The following is a 15,851-nucleotide window of genomic DNA, read 5'->3' as shown; positions in this document are numbered from 1 at the left end:
CTGCCGTCTGGAGAGATCCTCCGGACCGGCGGCCTTTTCTGACAGGAGGACAGAAATGTTTGATATTCAGGAAGAACTGAAAAAGTTGCCGGGAAAGCCCGGCGTCTATATTATGCATGATGAGAAGGATGCCATTATCTATGTGGGAAAGGCCGTTTCTCTGAAAAACCGGGTGCGGCAGTATTTTCAGGCCAGTCGGAACAAGGGAGCCAAGATCGATCAGATGGTGACCAGGATTCGGCGTTTTGAGTATATTGTGACCGATTCGGAACTGGAAGCACTGGTTCTGGAGTGTAATCTGATCAAAGAGCATCGTCCGAAATACAATACCATGCTGAAAGATGACAAAACCTATCCGTTTATCAAAGTGACGGTCCAGGAAGAGTATCCGCGGATCCTTTTTTCCAGATCCATGAACAAAGACAAGAGCCGGTATTTTGGACCTTATACCAGTGCCGGGGCCGTTAAGGATACGATCGAACTTCTGCGAAAGGTTTATAAGATCCGTTCCTGTCAGCGGAATCTGCCGCGGGATATCGGAAAAGAGAGACCTTGTCTGAATTATCATATCCATCAGTGCAAGGCTCCCTGTCAGGGATATATTTCAAAAGAAGAATACCGGAAAAATGTCAGTGAGGCGATGGATTTTCTGAACGGGAATTATGAACCCATCATGAAGCTGATCACGGAACGGATGAATGAAGCGGCAGAAAATCTGGAATTTGAGGCGGCGATTGAACAGCGGGAGCTTCTCAACAGTGTGAAACAGGTGGCACAGAAGCAGAAGATCACCGTCAGTGACGGAGAAGATAAGGATATCATCGGTGTGGATATACAGGATACGGATGCAGTGGTGCAGCTGTTTTTTGTCCGTGATGGAAGGATGATCGGAAGGGATCATTTTTTCCTCAGGGTAGCTCCGCAGGATACGGAACGGGATATTGTGGGAAGCTTTCTTACCCAGTTTTATGCGGGAACGCCTTTTATCCCGAGAGAGATCATGCTGCCCTGTGAGGTGGAGGATGAGCAGGTAGTCAGTGACTGGCTTTCTGCCAAGCGTGGAGGGAAAGTTTATCTCCGGGTGCCGAAAAAAGGAACCAAGGAAAAGCTTGTGGAACTGGCAGGGAAAAATGCGGCCATGATCCTGAGCCAGGATAAGGACCGGATGAAAAAAGAAGAAGGAAGGACCATAGGAGCCATGAAGGAAATCGCTGAATGGCTTCAGCTTCCGGAACTGACCAGGGTGGAAGCCTACGATATCTCCAATATCAGCGGTTTTGAGTCGGTTGGTTCCATGGTCGTTTATGAACGGGGGAAGCCAAAACGCAGCGATTACCGGAAATTTAAGATCCAGACGGTTCAGGGACCGGATGATTACGCCAGTATGGAAGAAGTGCTGACCCGGCGTTTTTCCCATGGACTGGATGAACAGGCGGAGATCAAAGAGGCGGCTCTGGAAAAAGAATTTGGAAAATTCAGCATTTTCCCGGATCTCATCATGATGGACGGCGGCAGAGGTCAGGTGAATGTGGCGCTGCGGGTTCTGAACAGGCTGAACCTGAAAATTCCGGTCTGCGGTATGGTAAAGGATGACAATCACCGGACCAGAGGACTCTATTTCCATAATGTGGAGATTCCCATTGATACAAACAGTGAGGGGTTCCGTCTGATCACACGGATCCAGGACGAAGCGCACCGGTTTGCGATCGAGTATCACCGGTCTCTTCGAAGCAAGGAACAGGTACATTCCATTCTGGATGATATCGAAGGCATCGGGCCAACCCGGAGAAAATCCCTCATGCGGACATTCCAGAGTCTGGAGGCAATCCGGGAAGCAGAGGTGGAAGAACTGAAAAAAGCCCCCTCCATGAATGAACAGAGCGCCCGGAGAGTCTATGAATTTTTTCATAAAAAGTGTAAAGAAAACGAGGAATAATCCGTTGAACGTACCGGCAAATTATGGTAGACTGATGTCATGCAGAATTGCATGTGCCGCTTTGCGGCGAAGCAATTTCGTAGGCGGCATGACAGCGGAAAGCGTCGTGCCTGCGATCTGAAGAAAAGGAGAAAAGGCATGGGAAGTGTAGCATTATCAAAGATTGTTGAGCAGCTGGATCTGAAAAATGTGACGCCGGATGTGGACATCAGTAAGATCCGCATCACATTGCCGGAAATCAACCGGCCGGCCCTGCAGCTGACAGGATATTTTGATCATTTTGATTCCAAACGTGTTCAGATCATCGGATATGTAGAGTACACCTATCTGGAGCATCTGTCCAGGGAAAGAAAGCTGGAGATTTATGAGCAGTTTCTTTCCTATGAGATTCCTTGTTTGATCTACACCACAAAGACCAAGCCGGACGAGGATATGCTCCGTATGGCGGTCGAACGGAACATTCCTATTTTTACGGCACATAAGACGACCACCTCTTTTATGGCGGAGATCATCCGCCGTCTGAATGTGGAGCTGGCACCCTGTATTTCCATTCATGGTGTGCTGGTGGATGTTTACGGTGAGGGCGTCCTGATCATGGGTGAGAGTGGTATCGGTAAGAGTGAGGCAGCTCTGGAGCTGATCAAGCGGGGACACCGTCTTGTCAGTGATGATGTGGTAGAGATCCGACGGGTCAGCGACGATACTCTTGTGGGAAGTGCACCGGACATCACCCGTCATTTCATCGAGCTCCGTGGCATCGGTATCATCGATGTGAAGACTCTGTTCGGTGTTGAGAGTGTAAAAGATACGCAGTCCATCGATCTGGTCATCAAGATGGAAGAGTGGAACAAAGACAAAGAGTATGATCGTATGGGACTTGAGGAAGAGTATACCGAATTTCTTGGAAATAAGGTAGTCTGCCATTCTCTGCCCATCCGCCCGGGCCGTAACCTGGCCGTCATCGTAGAATGTGCGGCAGTCAACCACCGTCAGAAGAAGATGGGATATAATGCGGCAAAAGAGCTGTACAACCGTGTACAGGCATCCCTTACAAGAAAAAGAAATCCGGAGGAAGAGTAAAGATGAAAGAATATTGTTTTGGTATTGATGTTGGAGGAACTACTGTAAAATGCGGTCTTTTCAGTGTAAAAGGTGACATCCTGGATAAGTGGGAGATCCCCACAAGAACGGAAAATAACGGCGTGAACATCCTTCCGGATGTGGCTGCTGCCATCGATGCGAAGATTCAGGAAAAAGGGATCGCCCGCGACACCATTGCCGGTGTGGGAGTTGGTATTCCGGGACCGGTCAACGAGGATGGTGCCGTGATCTGTGCCGTAAACCTTCACTGGGGTTATGTAGAGCTGGAGAAAGAACTGGAGAAGCTCACAGGTCTGACGGTAAAAGCCGGAAATGATGCCAATGTGGCAGCTCTCGGTGAGATGTGGAAGGGCGGCGGAGCCGGCTACCACAATGTTGTTATGGTAACACTTGGAACCGGAGTCGGCGGCGGAATCATCGTCAACGGAAAGATCGTTACCGGAACCCATGGTGCAGGCGGAGAGATCGGCCATATCCATGTAGAGGATGACGAGACGCTGTCCTGCAACTGCGGAAACCAGGGCTGCCTGGAGCAGTATGCCAGTGCGACCGGAGTTGTCCGTCTGGCAAACCGCATGCTGGAGGCTACTGACAAGGCATCTGTATTAAGAAATGAGGAAGTGACTGCAAAAGCTGTTTTCGATGCAGTAAAAGCAGAAGACGAGCTGGCTATGGAAGTTGCTGAAAAATTCGGCAAATATCTTGGAACTGCTCTGGCAGTGATCGCCGGCGTGGTAGATCCCGAGGTTTTCGTTATCGGCGGCGGTGTTTCCAAAGCTGGTAAGATCCTTCTCGACTATGTGGAGAAATACTACAAGAAATATGTATTCCAGGGCAGCCGTGACTGTGCCTTTGCTCTGGCTGAGCTGGGCAACGACGCAGGTATCTGCGGCGCAGCGAAACTGGTATTGGGCTGATCATTCTCATTCATATTTCCGGGCAGATGGAGGCAAGAGCTTACATCTGCCTGGAATTTTTTTGACTTCCGGGAAAAGGCCTGACTTGTAATGGATCTTTATCTATGCTATAGTACAGGGCAGATAAAAGGAATGAACGTTTATCCTGGAGGAAACCATGATTTCAAAGACCATGCATGCAATTTTACACGCACTTTCGTACGGCAACATTGAGGTAGAAGCATCCAGAAGACTGGTGGACATCAAGAAACTGGACGCCATCCGTATCTTCTTGAAGAAACTGGATGAAAAAGTATACAACGGGGACTATGAGATTCCGATCCGCCTGTATTTTCCAAGTGAGGAAGAGATGAAAAAAGGAATAGAGGAGCAGCAGGAATACCCGGTGCTCCTGTTTTTTCATGGAGGCGGCTGGGTGACAGAGAGTGTGGACACCTATAACCGGGTCTGTGCCCGGATGGCGCAGTCTACCGGACAGATCGTGGTATCCGTAGAATACCGTCTGGCTCCGGAGTATCGCTTTCCGACAGCTCTTCTGGATTGTTATGCGGCGGCAGAAGCCCTTTATACCGGTAAGCTTCCGTTGAAAACAGTCCCGGAAAAAATCACAGTCATGGGGGACAGCGCAGGCGGAAATCTGGCGGCGGCGGTTTCCATTATGGCCCGTGATAAGGGACAGTTTGCAGTAGAACGGCAGATCCTGATCTATCCGGCTCTGAACAATTGCTATACGGAAGCGTCGCCATATCCTTCCGTAAAGGAGAACGGAACGGATTATCTTCTGACAGCCGTTAAGATGGAAGACTATTTAAAGCTTTATGAGAGCAGTCCGAAAGACCGGGAAAATCCGTATTTTGCGCCGTTGCTGGAAAAGGATCTTTCGGATCTTCCGGATACCCTGATCCTGACGGCGGAGTTTGATCCGCTCCGGGATGAAGGCGAGGAATTTGGAAAGAGGTTAAAAGAAGCCGGAAATCAGGTGGAGATGCACCGGATCAAGGACGCTCTCCATGGATTTTTCGCCTTGGGGATTCAATTCCTTCATGTGAGGGAAAGCTTTACTTATATGAATGCGTTTTTGCAGAAAGAAGCGTGAGAAACGTGGAAAAAGGATATTCAAAATGGAGAAAACTGGATAATGCGGCTCTGGCTTTTCCTCTGGTCACAGGAAAAGATGATACGAGAGTGTTTCGTTTCTACTGTGAACTCAAGGAAGAGGTGGATCCGGAGCTCCTGCAGCAGGCGCTGGATGAGACGATGGAAAAGTATCCGCTTTTTCAGGCGGTTTTAAGAAAAGGATTTTTCTGGTTTTATCTGGAACACAGGGATATTCAGCCAGTGGTAAAAAAGGAAAAAAAGCCGCCCTGCAGCAGGCTTTACATTCCGGATAAAAAATCCCTGCTCTTTGAAGTCAGCTATCATAAAAACAGGATCAATTTTGAGGTATACCATGCGCTGACAGATGGAACCGGGGCAATGTATTTTCTGGAAGAGCTGGTACAGGATTATCTGATCCTGGCTCATCCGGAAGCAAAATTTCCAAGGATCGAGCCTCCGGAAGAGATCACGCCGGGAGACAAGGAGGAAGACAGCTTTTCTCAGTATTATTCAGCGGATGTTCCAAGAGATAAGGAACGCAAACCGGCAGCTGTGAAGCTCAAAGGGGAAAAGGTAGTCCATGAGGAAATGCACATTCTGGAAGCAGAACTTCCGGTAAATGAGCTTCATGCAAAGGCAAAAGCCAGAGGTGTTTCCATCACCGTTTATCTGACGGCGGTCCTTCTCTGTGCCATCCATGAGGAGATTCCGAAAAACCGGCAGAAACGGCCGATCGGTCTGATGATCCCGGTGAACCTGAGAAACTATTTTCCATCTCAGTCCATGACCAACTTTTTTGGCTGGATCGAGATCAGCTTTGTTTTTCAGGAGGATACAACATTTGAGGATGTGCTTGCTGCTGTGAAAGAGCAGTTTGTACGGGAACTTACGCCGGAAAAGATCGCCATGCATATGAATGGTTATGTACGGATCGAAAAACATGTTCTGGTACGGATGGTGCCGCTGGAACTCAAACGGTATTTCCTGATGGCGGGGGCCAATCTGGGAAGCCGCAGCATTACAGCTGTTTATTCCAACATCGGGATTCTGAAATTACCGGAAGAATACCGGAGTTATATAGAGCGCTTCGGTATTTTTGCCAGCACGGGGTCTCTTCAGCTCTGTTCCTGTTCTTATGAAGGAAAAATGGTTCTGGGCTTTACCTCCAAGCTCCCGGACGACAGCATTCAGCGAAATTTCCTTCAGATCCTGAAAAAAGAGGAGATTCCCTGCACGGAAGAGAAAAATGATTTTCCGGGCTGTCAGGAGCATTATAAAAAAGAGGACAAGAAAGTTTTTCAGCTTTTTTCCTTCCTTTGTATTGCGGCAGCGGTGTTCTGCGGGATGATCAATTACCTGACTGCGGATGCACTGGACTGGTTCTGGTTTGCAGGTGCAGGTTGTCTGTGTACCTGGCTGATCGTGGCTGTGGCGTACATGAAACGGCGGAATCTTTTGAAAAATGAGATGTGGCAGCTGCTTCTCGTGACAGGTATAGCAGTGCTATGGGATATTTTTACCGGCTGGAGAGGCTGGTCTGTGGATTTCATTTTCCCGATCGGGGCTCTGACAGTACTTTGTTCGATCCCACTGATCGCAAAGGTCCAGCGGCTGGAGAGAGAAGAGTACCTTTTTTATCTGATCCAGGCCGGAATGGCAGGCTGTGTCCCCGTGATCCTTTTATGGACGGGATTGCTGAAGTTCACCTACCCATCAGTGATCTGCAGCGGCATCAGCTTTCTGGTTCTGGCGGCTCTGTTTATCTTCCAGAAGAAGGATACGATACGGGAATTCAGAAAGAAATTAAGGATGTGAAAGAGACCACAGGATCCGGCAAACAAAAAAAGACAGTTCCATACAGAAGAAAATCTGCTGGAACTGTCTTTTTTTGCGTGGCGTTCGTATTATTTTCTCAGGGGAGGCCCAGGCTCACATCGCCGTCTCCGTCTCCAGGGATCGTGACAGGCGTGTCTCCGTCTTCTTCGGCCCGCCGTTCCGTATTCTGTGTTTCGGAACTGTCAGGATCGATTACAGTGGTTCCACTGCTGTCCTGACTGTCTTTGAGGCCATCCAGGATCGTAACCGGTTTGTGCCCGGGGCAGGTCTGGGTGGGTGGCGCATAGCTGGTATCGTCCGTGGTGTCAAAATTATCTTCCGGCAGTTTGAGGAAGACACGGTTGACGGGAGTACAGGTAGAACTGGCCAGAAGACCGGTTTCCTGGCAGACGGTGAGAGATACATGTTTGTCACAGGAACTCTTGGGCTCAGTGCCGCGGATGAAATACTCCTCGTAAACCTGGCTGCCTCTCGGATCCTGGTCACAGATGCCTTCAATGGCGAGCTTGCCGGATTTTTTGCAGACGGTTGCAGTAATGATGTCGTCCGGCTGTTCAAAATCTTTTACAGGAAGATCCTGATGGATCCGGTTCATGACAGCGTTCCAGAGTATTTTGTGATAGGTATGGTAACTGTCACCGTCTACGGAGGGAAGATCATCATTGTTGTCGTAGCCGCCCCAGATCGAGCAGGTGTAATAAGGTGTGTAGCCGGAGAACCAGATGTCTTTATAATCGGAAGTGGTTCCGGTTTTTCCTGCTACGGGCATATCTCCGAGAGAGATCAGCGTTCCGGTTCCTTTTGTCACGACGTCTTCCATGGCACTAGTCAGGAGCCAGGCGTTTCCCTCCTTCAGAACTTTGGTCGTGACAGGGGTACGGTTGTCAATGAGGATCTCTCCGTCAGGGCCTTCGATATGCGAGTAAAATTTCGGTTTGATGTATTGTCCCTTGTTGGCGATCGCAGCAAAAGCACCGGTGAGTTCCATGTTTGTGACACCGTTGGTGATTCCTCCCAGGGCCAGAGGCTGGTTGACATCCAGGGCTTCGCTGTTTTCCAGAGTGGAGATACCAAAGCGCTCTGCGTACTGGAAACCGATAGCCGGGGTGATCTCGGTCAGGCATTTGACGGCCACGATATTGATGGAGTGGGTGATGGCATCCCGGATCGTGGTATAGCCGGTATAGGTGTTGTTGCTGTCCCAATTGTTGACGGGGACGCCGTTCCGGTAGGTATAAGGAGCATTGTAATAAATACTGGAAAGGGTCATGTTGTCATAGTCCAGAGCAGGGGCATAGGTGGTGATGATCTTGAATGTGGAACCGGGCTGACGGGTGGTTGCTGTCGCACGGTTCAGCGTAAGGCTGGCTTCTTTGTTTCCACGTCCGCCCACGATCGCTTTCACATAACCGGTTTCCTGCTCCATGATGACCAGGGAAGCCTGCGGCTGGGGAGCAAGTGAAATCCGTTCACCGAGGATCGTTTCACCGTTTGCCGTTTTACTCTCTTTAAAAGAAGCAAGGGCAGAGCGGGCAGAAGCCTCATCATCGAACATCAGGTTAAAAGAAGCATCGAAATTCTGGCGGTACCAGGAGAGAAAGGTTTCATTTCCGTAATGAATGGTTTCCCCATCGGTTGTCTGCACACTGAGGGCATAATCGACCCCTACCTGCGTTCCGGAAGGGAAATTGGCAGGGTTGGCAAATTCTTCGTCACAGATCTTTTGGATCGCCATATCCTGAACGGAATAGATTTTCAGACCTTTGGTGAAAAGAATTTTGTTGGCCTGCTGTTCCGTGTAGCCCTTCTGCTCCATGAGATCCTGGATGATCTGGTCGATCATGGCATCTACATAATACGTATAGATAGAAACTTCTTCCGTCTGTGAATCGGTCTCCTGGATCCTTGCATAGACATCATCGGCGACTGCTTCATCATAGGCTTCCTGTGTGATATAGCCCTGCTTCAACATATAGTCCAGTACCGTCTGTCTTCGAACAGCATTTTCCTCCGGATGGGTGATCGGATTGTAACGGGTGGGATTCTGGGTGATGCCGGCCAGTACGGCACATTCGGAAAGATTCAGTTCGGAAACACTTTTTCCGAAGTAACGGCGGGAAGCTGCCTGAACACCATAGGTTCCGGCTCCCAGATTGATGGTGTTGAGATAATCCTCCAGGATCTGTTCCTTGCTGACTTTTTTCTCCAGCTGGAGCGCCAGATACTGCTCCTGAAATTTTCTGCGGAACCGGTCAATGAGAGAGGATTCCTTCATCCAGCCTGTAAAAACGCTGTTTTTCAGAAGCTGCTGGGTAATGGTGCTGGCGCCCTCATCAAAACGGCCGGAAGCCAGACCGTGAATACCGGCCCTTAGGATTCCGCGGATATCAATTCCTTTATGCTGATAAAAGCGCTCGTCCTCAATGGCGACCACGGCATGCTGGAGATCCTCAGGGATCTGGTCAATAGTGACGATCGTCCGGTTGGAAGAGCCGAGAGACAGCTTCTGCATGATGGAGCCGTCACTGTTGTAAATGTAGGTGGCAGACTCTGACGGAGCCACGGAAAGACTGGAAATGTCCGGGGCTGTGGCAATGAGTCCCCGGAAAGCACCGAAGCCTGCCGCTGTACCAAGGACCACACCGGAAAGAAGCAGGATCAGGAAGACCTTCAGGCAGAGATAAGCCAGCTTGCGTCCTGCCTTGGTACAAAGATCCGTCTTTTTTAAGTTTGGTAAGTTCCATTTGCTGAAATTCATGTTTGTGATACTCCTGAATGATTAAAACGTGTGAAACGGTCTTGTGTTCGAACCTATTATACCAAAAGTGGCTCCTTTTCAAAACCCCCATTTGAAATATACTCCTTTGTCTGATATACTGTTTCCAGAAAAAGGCTGATTATGCATGGGAGGAAACAAATGAAAACGCAGAAAATCTTATATAAAGGCGGAGAAGGAGAGCTGATCGAAAAAAAATCCCGTTTTATTGCGACGACCCGACCGGTGGAAACCGAGGAAGAGGCGCTGGCTTTTCTGGCAGAGATGAAGAAAAAATACTGGGATGCCACACACAACTGCTCTGCCTTTGTCATTGGCGATCGGCAGCAGATCCAGCGCTGCAGCGATGACGGAGAGCCGCAGGGAACTGCAGGCCGTCCCATGCTGGATGTGCTTCTTGGAGAGGATATCCATAATATGGCAGTCGTAGTGACGAGATATTTCGGCGGCACGCTTCTCGGAACCGGCGGCCTGGTACGGGCCTATTCTAAATCGGTACAGATCGGGCTGGAAGCCTCTGAGGTCATTGAAAAGAGGAGTGGTTTTCTTCTGAAAATGGCAGCAGATTATAACGGCATCGGAAAGATCCAGTATATTTTAGGAAAAAAAGGAATCCCGACCATTGCTTCCGAGTATGGAGCGGATGTGGTACTGGAGGTTCTTGTTCCGGAGGAAGAGGAACAAGGGCTGAAAGAAGAGATCACGGAGGGAACCAGCGGAAGAACCGTTTATCAGGAGGAAAAGGCAGTTCTTTATGCGCTTCTCAGCGACGGCACGCCTCTGATCGAAGAACTCTGACACCGATGGGAAAATGCTGCATGCAGTGTGGAGCGTCCTGGAGTATGCTTGCATTTTTCAGAGAGCCGTTGTACAATGAAAAACGATTCCTTTTCGGGAGGTATGAAAATGAAAAACAGGTGTGAAGCACCCATCGGAGTATTTGATTCCGGCGTGGGCGGACTGACGGTAGTCCGTGAGATCATGCGGAATCTTCCAAATGAAGAAATCATATATTTTGGCGATACAGCCAGAGTTCCTTATGGAAGCAAATCAAAAGAGACGGTGACCCGCTATTCCAGGCAGATCGTGCGTTTCCTTCAGTCCAAGGAAGTCAAAGCCATTGTGATCGCCTGTAATACAGCCAGTGCCTATGCGTTGGAAACGATCAAGAAAGAACTGGACATCCCGATCATCGGTGTCGTGGAGCCGGGAGCCCGGGTCGCCTGTGAAACTACGGTAAACGACAGGATCGGCGTGATCGGTACGGAAGCGACGGTCCATTCCGGTATCTATACCAGTTTTATCCGGAGGCAGAAACCGGATGTGCAGGTGGTGAGCAAGGCCTGTCCTTTGTTTGTGCCGCTTGTGGAAGAGGGCTGGCTCAAGGATCCTATCACCATGGAAGTGGCAAGGCGCTATCTGGAGGAACTGCTTCAGTACGATATCGATACGCTGATCCTTGGCTGTACCCATTATCCGCTGCTTCGTTCCACGGTGCAGAAGATCGTTGGGGAGAAAGTGAATCTGGTAAATCCGGCTTATGAGACGGCCAGAGATCTGAAAAAACTGCTGGAGAGGGAAGGGCTTTCCAATCCGGATCATGAGACCGATCCGAGCGAGATGAACCATCGGTTTTATGTCAGCGATGCGGCAGAGAAGTTTAATAAATTTGCCAATTCGATCCTTCCTTATGATATCGATACAACACAGGAAATTCCAATAGAGGAGTACTAAATGACGAAAGATGTGATGATCCGGATCAAAGGTCTGCAGTACGCAGAAGGGCAGGAGGCAGACACCACAGACCTGATGCTGCCGGGCCAGTACTTTGAACGGGACGGTTTGAACTTTGTAAAATATGATGAGATCATGGAAGAGGACGGAGAGAAGATACGTAATCTGCTGAAATTCAATGACAGACAGTTTACGGTGATCCGCCGTGGCAGCATGGAATCCACCATGACTTTTGAAAAAGGAAAAAAACACAGGAGTCTTTACCGGACACCCTTTGGAAATCTGGAGATCGGAACCTTTGCCACCAGACTACTGATCCTGAAAAGTGATGAGAAAATCCGCATCGAGGCAGATTATGATCTGGAGCTGAATGGCTCTCATGCGGCGGAAAACCGCATTGCCATCACGATACAGTCTGTAAAAAAAGCATAAAAAAATCCATCTGCTGTAAAATCAAGGCAGATGGATTTTTTTTACTTTCTCTTCTTTTTCTTAGAACCAGATTTCTTTCCGCCGGAAGCATTGGCTGTATTCTTTGCGGCAGTCTGTTTCTGCGGGGCCGGTGCTGCGGCACTTTTCGGTTTCTGAGCAGGAGCCTGCGCCTTGGAATCAGAGGCAGTCTCTGCTTTTTTGTTCTTACCGGTGACCTTGTTCTTCATGCGCTTGAAGAATCCCTCTTTTGCCTTGGGAGCCTCTAAAACCGTACCGCGCACGCCTTTTACATCGGTTATGTAAAGACCGCTGATGGTGGCTTTGATCTCCTTTTTCACGGGGATCATCTCAAAAACTCTGGCATCGGCGATGAAAGTCATGATTCTGGGACCGACCTTCGCTTTAACGATAGGAAGCTTGGTGCGTCTCATAAGCTTCGGTGTACTGTCAAGTACCATCTGGGGAAGTCCGGAATCTTTCATCTTCATCTTCTTCTTGTCGATGACCAGCATGGAAACCGTCTGCTTGGCAGCCTCCATTTGCTCCTGCTGTACGGCCTGCTTCTTCTGAAGCTTTCTTCCTACAAAGTAAAGAACAGCCAGCAGGACAATTACGATCGTCAGAATGATCAAAAGTACATTTAAGACGGTAGGCATAATTTCCCTCCTGTATGAAATATTACATTATTTTATTCTACCATCGTTTTCCAAAAAGTGCAATAATTCTTTATTTTTTCTTAAAACGCATAGAAACAGGGAAAAGAGGCTACTATTTCAAATAAATTATGATATAATAAGTTGCAGATTTACGAGAACTGCTTTGCAACGGAGCAATCCGCAGGCATTGGGGTGCAGGAATTCCTGTGGCAGGAAGCGGTATATCAAAAGCAGACGGAGGAGAAGAATATGGATGAGAACGAAAGACAGCGTCGCGCACGGATTCGGATGGCGAAAAGAAAACGCCAGGTCCTGATCGGAAGACTGATCGTAGCGGTGCTGCTTGTACTTCTGGCGGCATTGTGCATCTTTGTGGTCAAAGATCTTGTAGGTGGCAAAAAGAACAAGGTCACGCCGGAAGGAAAAGCGACTGAAGCGGCATCCGTACCGGGAGGTACAGAGGCGGCTTCGGGAGAGAGTGAATCAGAAACTGCTGCGGAGACAGAAACAGAGAGTGTTGATGTGATGGCAGAGGCAGAGCTTAAAGCAGCCCAGTATGATTATGATGCGGCGATCGCTCTTCTGAAAGATTCACCGGATTATGAATCAAATACAGAAATGCAGCAGGCGGTTACCGATTATGCCATGGCAAAGAATTCTCTGGTAGAATATCCGATTGATCAGGTGACACATGTATTTTTTCACTCCATGATCGTGGATACGGACAGGGCATTTGGAAAAGGAGCTGGAGATCCTACGACAGATGGTCTCAATCAGGTCATGACTACCATGAAGGAATTTACACAGATCATGCAGTCCATGTATGACAGAGGCTATGTGATGGTAAGTCTTCATGATATGTGCAACGTGGATGAAAACGGAAATGTGACCCGAGGAAAGATCCTGCTTCCGGAAGGAAAGAAGGCATTTGTGCTTTCACAGGATGATGTAAGCTATTATCATTATCAGGATGGCTACGGTCTGGCAGACAAGCTTCTCATTGATGAGAACGGGGATGTGAAGAACCAGTATACCGATGCGGATGGCAATGTCCTGATCGGCGATTACGATATGGTTCCCTGGATCGATACCTTTGTAAAGGAACATCCGGATTTTGCCTATCATGGACACAAGGGAATCATTGCACTGACAGGATATAATGGGATCCTGGGCTATCGGACCGATATCGCATATAAAACAAGAGAAAATCTGGACAGCTTTCAGCAGGCCTGGTTTGACCAGCATCCGGATTTTGACGAGGCAGCCTATAACAAAGAATGTGAGGATGCCAAGGCTGTTGCTGCTGCCATGAAAGCCACCGGCTGGGAATTTGCCAGCCATACCTGGGGGCATATCAATGTGGGTCAGAAATCTCTGGAGGGCATTCAGACCGATACGGAAAAATGGCTCAACTATGTATCGCCTCTCATCGGAGGAACGGATGTGATCATCTTTGCCTTCGGTGCGGATCTGGGAGACTGGACCGGTTATACCACAGATAATGAAAAGTTCAATTACCTGAAAAACCAGGGCTTCGACATTTACTGTAACGTGGATTCCACCCAGTACTGGGTACAGTTCGGAAGTGACGTGGCCAACGGCGGGCAGTATATGCGTCAGGGCCGGAGAAATCTGGATGGATACCGGATGTATTACAATCCGGAAATGGTAGAGGATCTCTTTGATGCAAGAGCGATCCTTGATCCGGCAAGACCGACACCGGTACCGCCGATGTAACAGAAAAAATAATATTTCCGGTTTTGCTCCGGAAGTGTTATAGATATCATCTTATTTATTTATAGAAAAAGGAGATAAAATCAATGAAAAAGAAAGTGATCATGGCCCTTCTGCTGGGCCTGTGTGTAACAGCAACCGGATATACAGGTGCGTATGCTTCTGAGACCGAGACAGAAACTGTGGCAGAGACAGAAACCGCAGCAGAAGAAGATACTACGGAAGCAGCTTCCGAGACTTCCAGTGAAGCAGCCTCCGAGACCGCTGAGACAGAGGAGCTTGGTGAAGAGCCAGAGTATAAGGCACTGGATTATGTGACTCTGGGTCAGTATAAAGCCTTGGAAGTGACTGTTTGCTCTCTGGATGTGACAGAGGATGAGATCCAGCAGCAGTTCTACGATGACTGCAGCAGCCATGACAAACTTCTTCAGGTAACAGAAGGAGAGGTTGCAGAAGGCGATGTGGTAAATATCGATTATGTGGGAAGCATCGATGGCGTGGAGTTTGACGGCGGCACAGATAAAGGTGTGGATCTGACGATCGGTTCCGGTACCTTCATCCCGGGCTTTGAGGACGGACTCATCGGAGCAGCTATCGGAAAAGAAATCAATGTAAACGTAACGTTTCCGGAGAACTACAAAAATACCGATGTTGCCGGAAAAGATGCGGTTTTTGCGGTGACGGTTAATTTTGTAAAAAAAGCGCCGGAGATGACCGATGACATCGTTGCAGAGATCTCTGATCATAAGACGGTGGACGAGTACCGCAAAGGAGTCGAAGAGCAGCTGAAGGCAGATAAAGAGGCACAGCAGAATTCCGATAAGATCAATGGTATCCTGAATCAGATCTACAGTGCATCCACGATCAACGGTTATCCGGAAGAGGTGGTAAATTACCGTACCGCCCAGATGAAAGCATATTATACCCAGGTCGCAGAACAGTCCGATATGACGCTTGCTGATTTCCTGAGCAATCAGCTTCAGATGACGGAGGAGCAGTTTGACCAGCAGTGCCCGGCTGTTATCAAGCAGAGCATGATCCAAGAACTCCTGCTGAAAGCCGTTGCCGAGTCCGAAAATATGGAGATCAGCGATGAAGAGTATGAAGCAGGTATCGAGAAATACATTAAAAGTACCGGTGCGGAAAGCAAAGAAACTCTTCTTTCCCAGTACACAGAGGCAGAAATCCGCAGAAGCCTGATCATGGATAAGGCACTGGATTTCCTGAAAGAAAATACCACTGTAAAAGTAGAGGACGAGAGCGAGACTTCTTCGGAAACAGAGGCAGCTTCTGAAGCAGAGAGCACTTCTGAAACCGAGACAGTTTCTGAAACAGAGACGGAGGTAGCTTCCGAGACGGCAGCAGAAACCGTAGCAGAAACCGAGACTGCAGCAGAGTAAGATTCTGAACGCAGATAAGCATTCCCCCGCTTCAAGTGCGCGGAGCACTAAGCGGCGGGTGAGGGGGGATTTTGCCCCGTGGCAGAAAATGCTGCGGGGTATTTTTCTGGGAGGTTGTTAACAGTTAAATATAAATTATAAAATTATATAAGACGGTGTTGAGTTTTATAAAATATTAGAGTAGAATATTATTGAAAGGAGTTGATACTTTGAGTAAATATTATTCTATAC

Annotated in this window: 12 protein-coding genes; 10 read left to right on the top strand and 2 right to left on the bottom strand. The window is 48.6% G+C overall.

Features of this window, described 5'->3' with window-relative positions; translation table 11 throughout:
• Nucleotides 1-55 precede the first annotated feature (55 nt).
• The 5 genes from uvrC to DXA57_RS15375 all read left to right on the top strand — a co-directional run bounded on the left by uvrC (nucleotide 56) and on the right by DXA57_RS15375 (nucleotide 6,867).
• The gene (uvrC, locus tag DXA57_RS15395; RefSeq protein ID WP_117768149.1) at nucleotides 56-1,936 is read left to right on the top strand and encodes an excinuclease ABC subunit UvrC; all 1,881 of its coding nucleotides are present in this window, start codon (nucleotides 56-58) and stop codon (nucleotides 1,934-1,936) included.
• A 138-nt stretch (nucleotides 1,937-2,074) separates the two neighbouring features.
• Nucleotides 2,075-3,016 (top strand): HPr(Ser) kinase/phosphatase, encoded by a 942-nt coding sequence (hprK, locus tag DXA57_RS15390; RefSeq protein ID WP_117768148.1) that lies wholly within the window; start codon nucleotides 2,075-2,077, stop codon nucleotides 3,014-3,016.
• 2 nt (nucleotides 3,017-3,018) lie between these two features.
• A complete protein-coding gene (locus tag DXA57_RS15385) occupies nucleotides 3,019-3,954 on the top strand; it encodes an ROK family glucokinase (RefSeq protein WP_117768147.1) in 936 nt (311 codons plus the stop codon).
• A gap of 157 nt (nucleotides 3,955-4,111) precedes the next feature.
• The gene (locus tag DXA57_RS15380) at nucleotides 4,112-5,050 is read left to right on the top strand and encodes an alpha/beta hydrolase (protein WP_243005811.1); all 939 of its coding nucleotides are present in this window, start codon (nucleotides 4,112-4,114) and stop codon (nucleotides 5,048-5,050) included.
• Nucleotides 5,051-5,055: 5 nt separating this feature from the next.
• On the top strand, nucleotides 5,056-6,867 hold the full coding sequence (locus DXA57_RS15375; RefSeq protein ID WP_117768177.1) for a DUF6320 domain-containing protein: 1,812 nt from the start codon (nucleotides 5,056-5,058) through the stop codon (nucleotides 6,865-6,867).
• A gap of 97 nt (nucleotides 6,868-6,964) precedes the next feature.
• On the opposite strand, the gene DXA57_RS15370 is transcribed toward DXA57_RS15375, so the two are convergent.
• Nucleotides 6,965-9,646 carry a transglycosylase domain-containing protein gene (locus DXA57_RS15370; RefSeq protein WP_117768146.1) on the bottom strand — a complete coding sequence of 894 codons (2,682 nt, stop codon included), beginning with the start codon at nucleotides 9,644-9,646 and terminating at the stop codon, nucleotides 6,965-6,967.
• Between the two features lie 159 nt (nucleotides 9,647-9,805).
• Here DXA57_RS15370 and DXA57_RS15365 point away from each other — a divergent pair, with 159 nt between their 5' ends.
• From DXA57_RS15365 to DXA57_RS15355, 3 genes are all read left to right on the top strand, one after another.
• On the top strand, nucleotides 9,806-10,462 hold the full coding sequence (locus DXA57_RS15365; protein WP_117768145.1) for a YigZ family protein: 657 nt from the start codon (nucleotides 9,806-9,808) through the stop codon (nucleotides 10,460-10,462).
• 108 nt (nucleotides 10,463-10,570) lie between these two features.
• The gene (gene murI / locus DXA57_RS15360; protein ID WP_117768144.1) at nucleotides 10,571-11,398 is read left to right on the top strand and encodes a glutamate racemase; all 828 of its coding nucleotides are present in this window, start codon (nucleotides 10,571-10,573) and stop codon (nucleotides 11,396-11,398) included.
• A complete protein-coding gene (locus DXA57_RS15355; RefSeq protein WP_117768143.1) occupies nucleotides 11,399-11,830 on the top strand; it encodes a DUF1934 domain-containing protein in 432 nt (143 codons plus the stop codon).
• Nucleotides 11,831-11,871: 41 nt separating this feature from the next.
• Here DXA57_RS15355 and DXA57_RS15350 read toward each other — a convergent pair whose 3' ends face one another.
• On the bottom strand, nucleotides 11,872-12,486 hold the full coding sequence (locus DXA57_RS15350) for a hypothetical protein (RefSeq protein ID WP_330423286.1): 615 nt from the start codon (nucleotides 12,484-12,486) through the stop codon (nucleotides 11,872-11,874).
• Between the two features lie 249 nt (nucleotides 12,487-12,735).
• On the opposite strand from DXA57_RS15350, the gene DXA57_RS15345 reads away from it, so the two are divergent.
• The gene (locus tag DXA57_RS15345; RefSeq protein WP_117768175.1) at nucleotides 12,736-14,223 is read left to right on the top strand and encodes a polysaccharide deacetylase; all 1,488 of its coding nucleotides are present in this window, start codon (nucleotides 12,736-12,738) and stop codon (nucleotides 14,221-14,223) included.
• An 83-nt stretch (nucleotides 14,224-14,306) separates the two neighbouring features.
• Nucleotides 14,307-15,620 carry a trigger factor gene (gene tig / locus DXA57_RS15340; protein ID WP_117768142.1) on the top strand — a complete coding sequence of 438 codons (1,314 nt, stop codon included), beginning with the start codon at nucleotides 14,307-14,309 and terminating at the stop codon, nucleotides 15,618-15,620.
• Nucleotides 15,621-15,851 lie beyond the last annotated feature (231 nt).

The sequence above is a fragment of the Blautia sp. OF03-15BH genome (assembly GCF_003463065.1).
In the GTDB taxonomy this organism is placed as follows: domain Bacteria; phylum Bacillota; class Clostridia; order Lachnospirales; family Lachnospiraceae; genus Limivivens.
The sequence above is the reverse complement of the archived record's forward strand: the minus strand, read 5'-3'. Positions and strand labels throughout refer to the sequence as shown.

Coding starts and splice junctions, on each gene's coding strand:
- uvrC (WP_117768149.1), top strand. CDS start 56: ATGTTTGATATTCAGGAAGAACTGAAAAAGTTGCCGGGAAAGCCCGGC.
- hprK (WP_117768148.1), top strand. CDS start 2,075: ATGGGAAGTGTAGCATTATCAAAGATTGTTGAGCAGCTGGATCTGAAA.
- DXA57_RS15385 (WP_117768147.1), top strand. CDS start 3,019: ATGAAAGAATATTGTTTTGGTATTGATGTTGGAGGAACTACTGTAAAA.
- DXA57_RS15380 (WP_243005811.1), top strand. CDS start 4,112: ATGATTTCAAAGACCATGCATGCAATTTTACACGCACTTTCGTACGGC.
- DXA57_RS15370 (WP_117768146.1), bottom strand. CDS start 9,646: ATGAATTTCAGCAAATGGAACTTACCAAACTTAAAAAAGACGGATCTT.
- DXA57_RS15365 (WP_117768145.1), top strand. CDS start 9,806: ATGAAAACGCAGAAAATCTTATATAAAGGCGGAGAAGGAGAGCTGATC.
- murI (WP_117768144.1), top strand. CDS start 10,571: ATGAAAAACAGGTGTGAAGCACCCATCGGAGTATTTGATTCCGGCGTG.
- DXA57_RS15355 (WP_117768143.1), top strand. CDS start 11,399: ATGACGAAAGATGTGATGATCCGGATCAAAGGTCTGCAGTACGCAGAA.
- DXA57_RS15350 (WP_330423286.1), bottom strand. CDS start 12,486: ATGCCTACCGTCTTAAATGTACTTTTGATCATTCTGACGATCGTAATT.
- DXA57_RS15345 (WP_117768175.1), top strand. CDS start 12,736: ATGGATGAGAACGAAAGACAGCGTCGCGCACGGATTCGGATGGCGAAA.
- tig (WP_117768142.1), top strand. CDS start 14,307: ATGAAAAAGAAAGTGATCATGGCCCTTCTGCTGGGCCTGTGTGTAACA.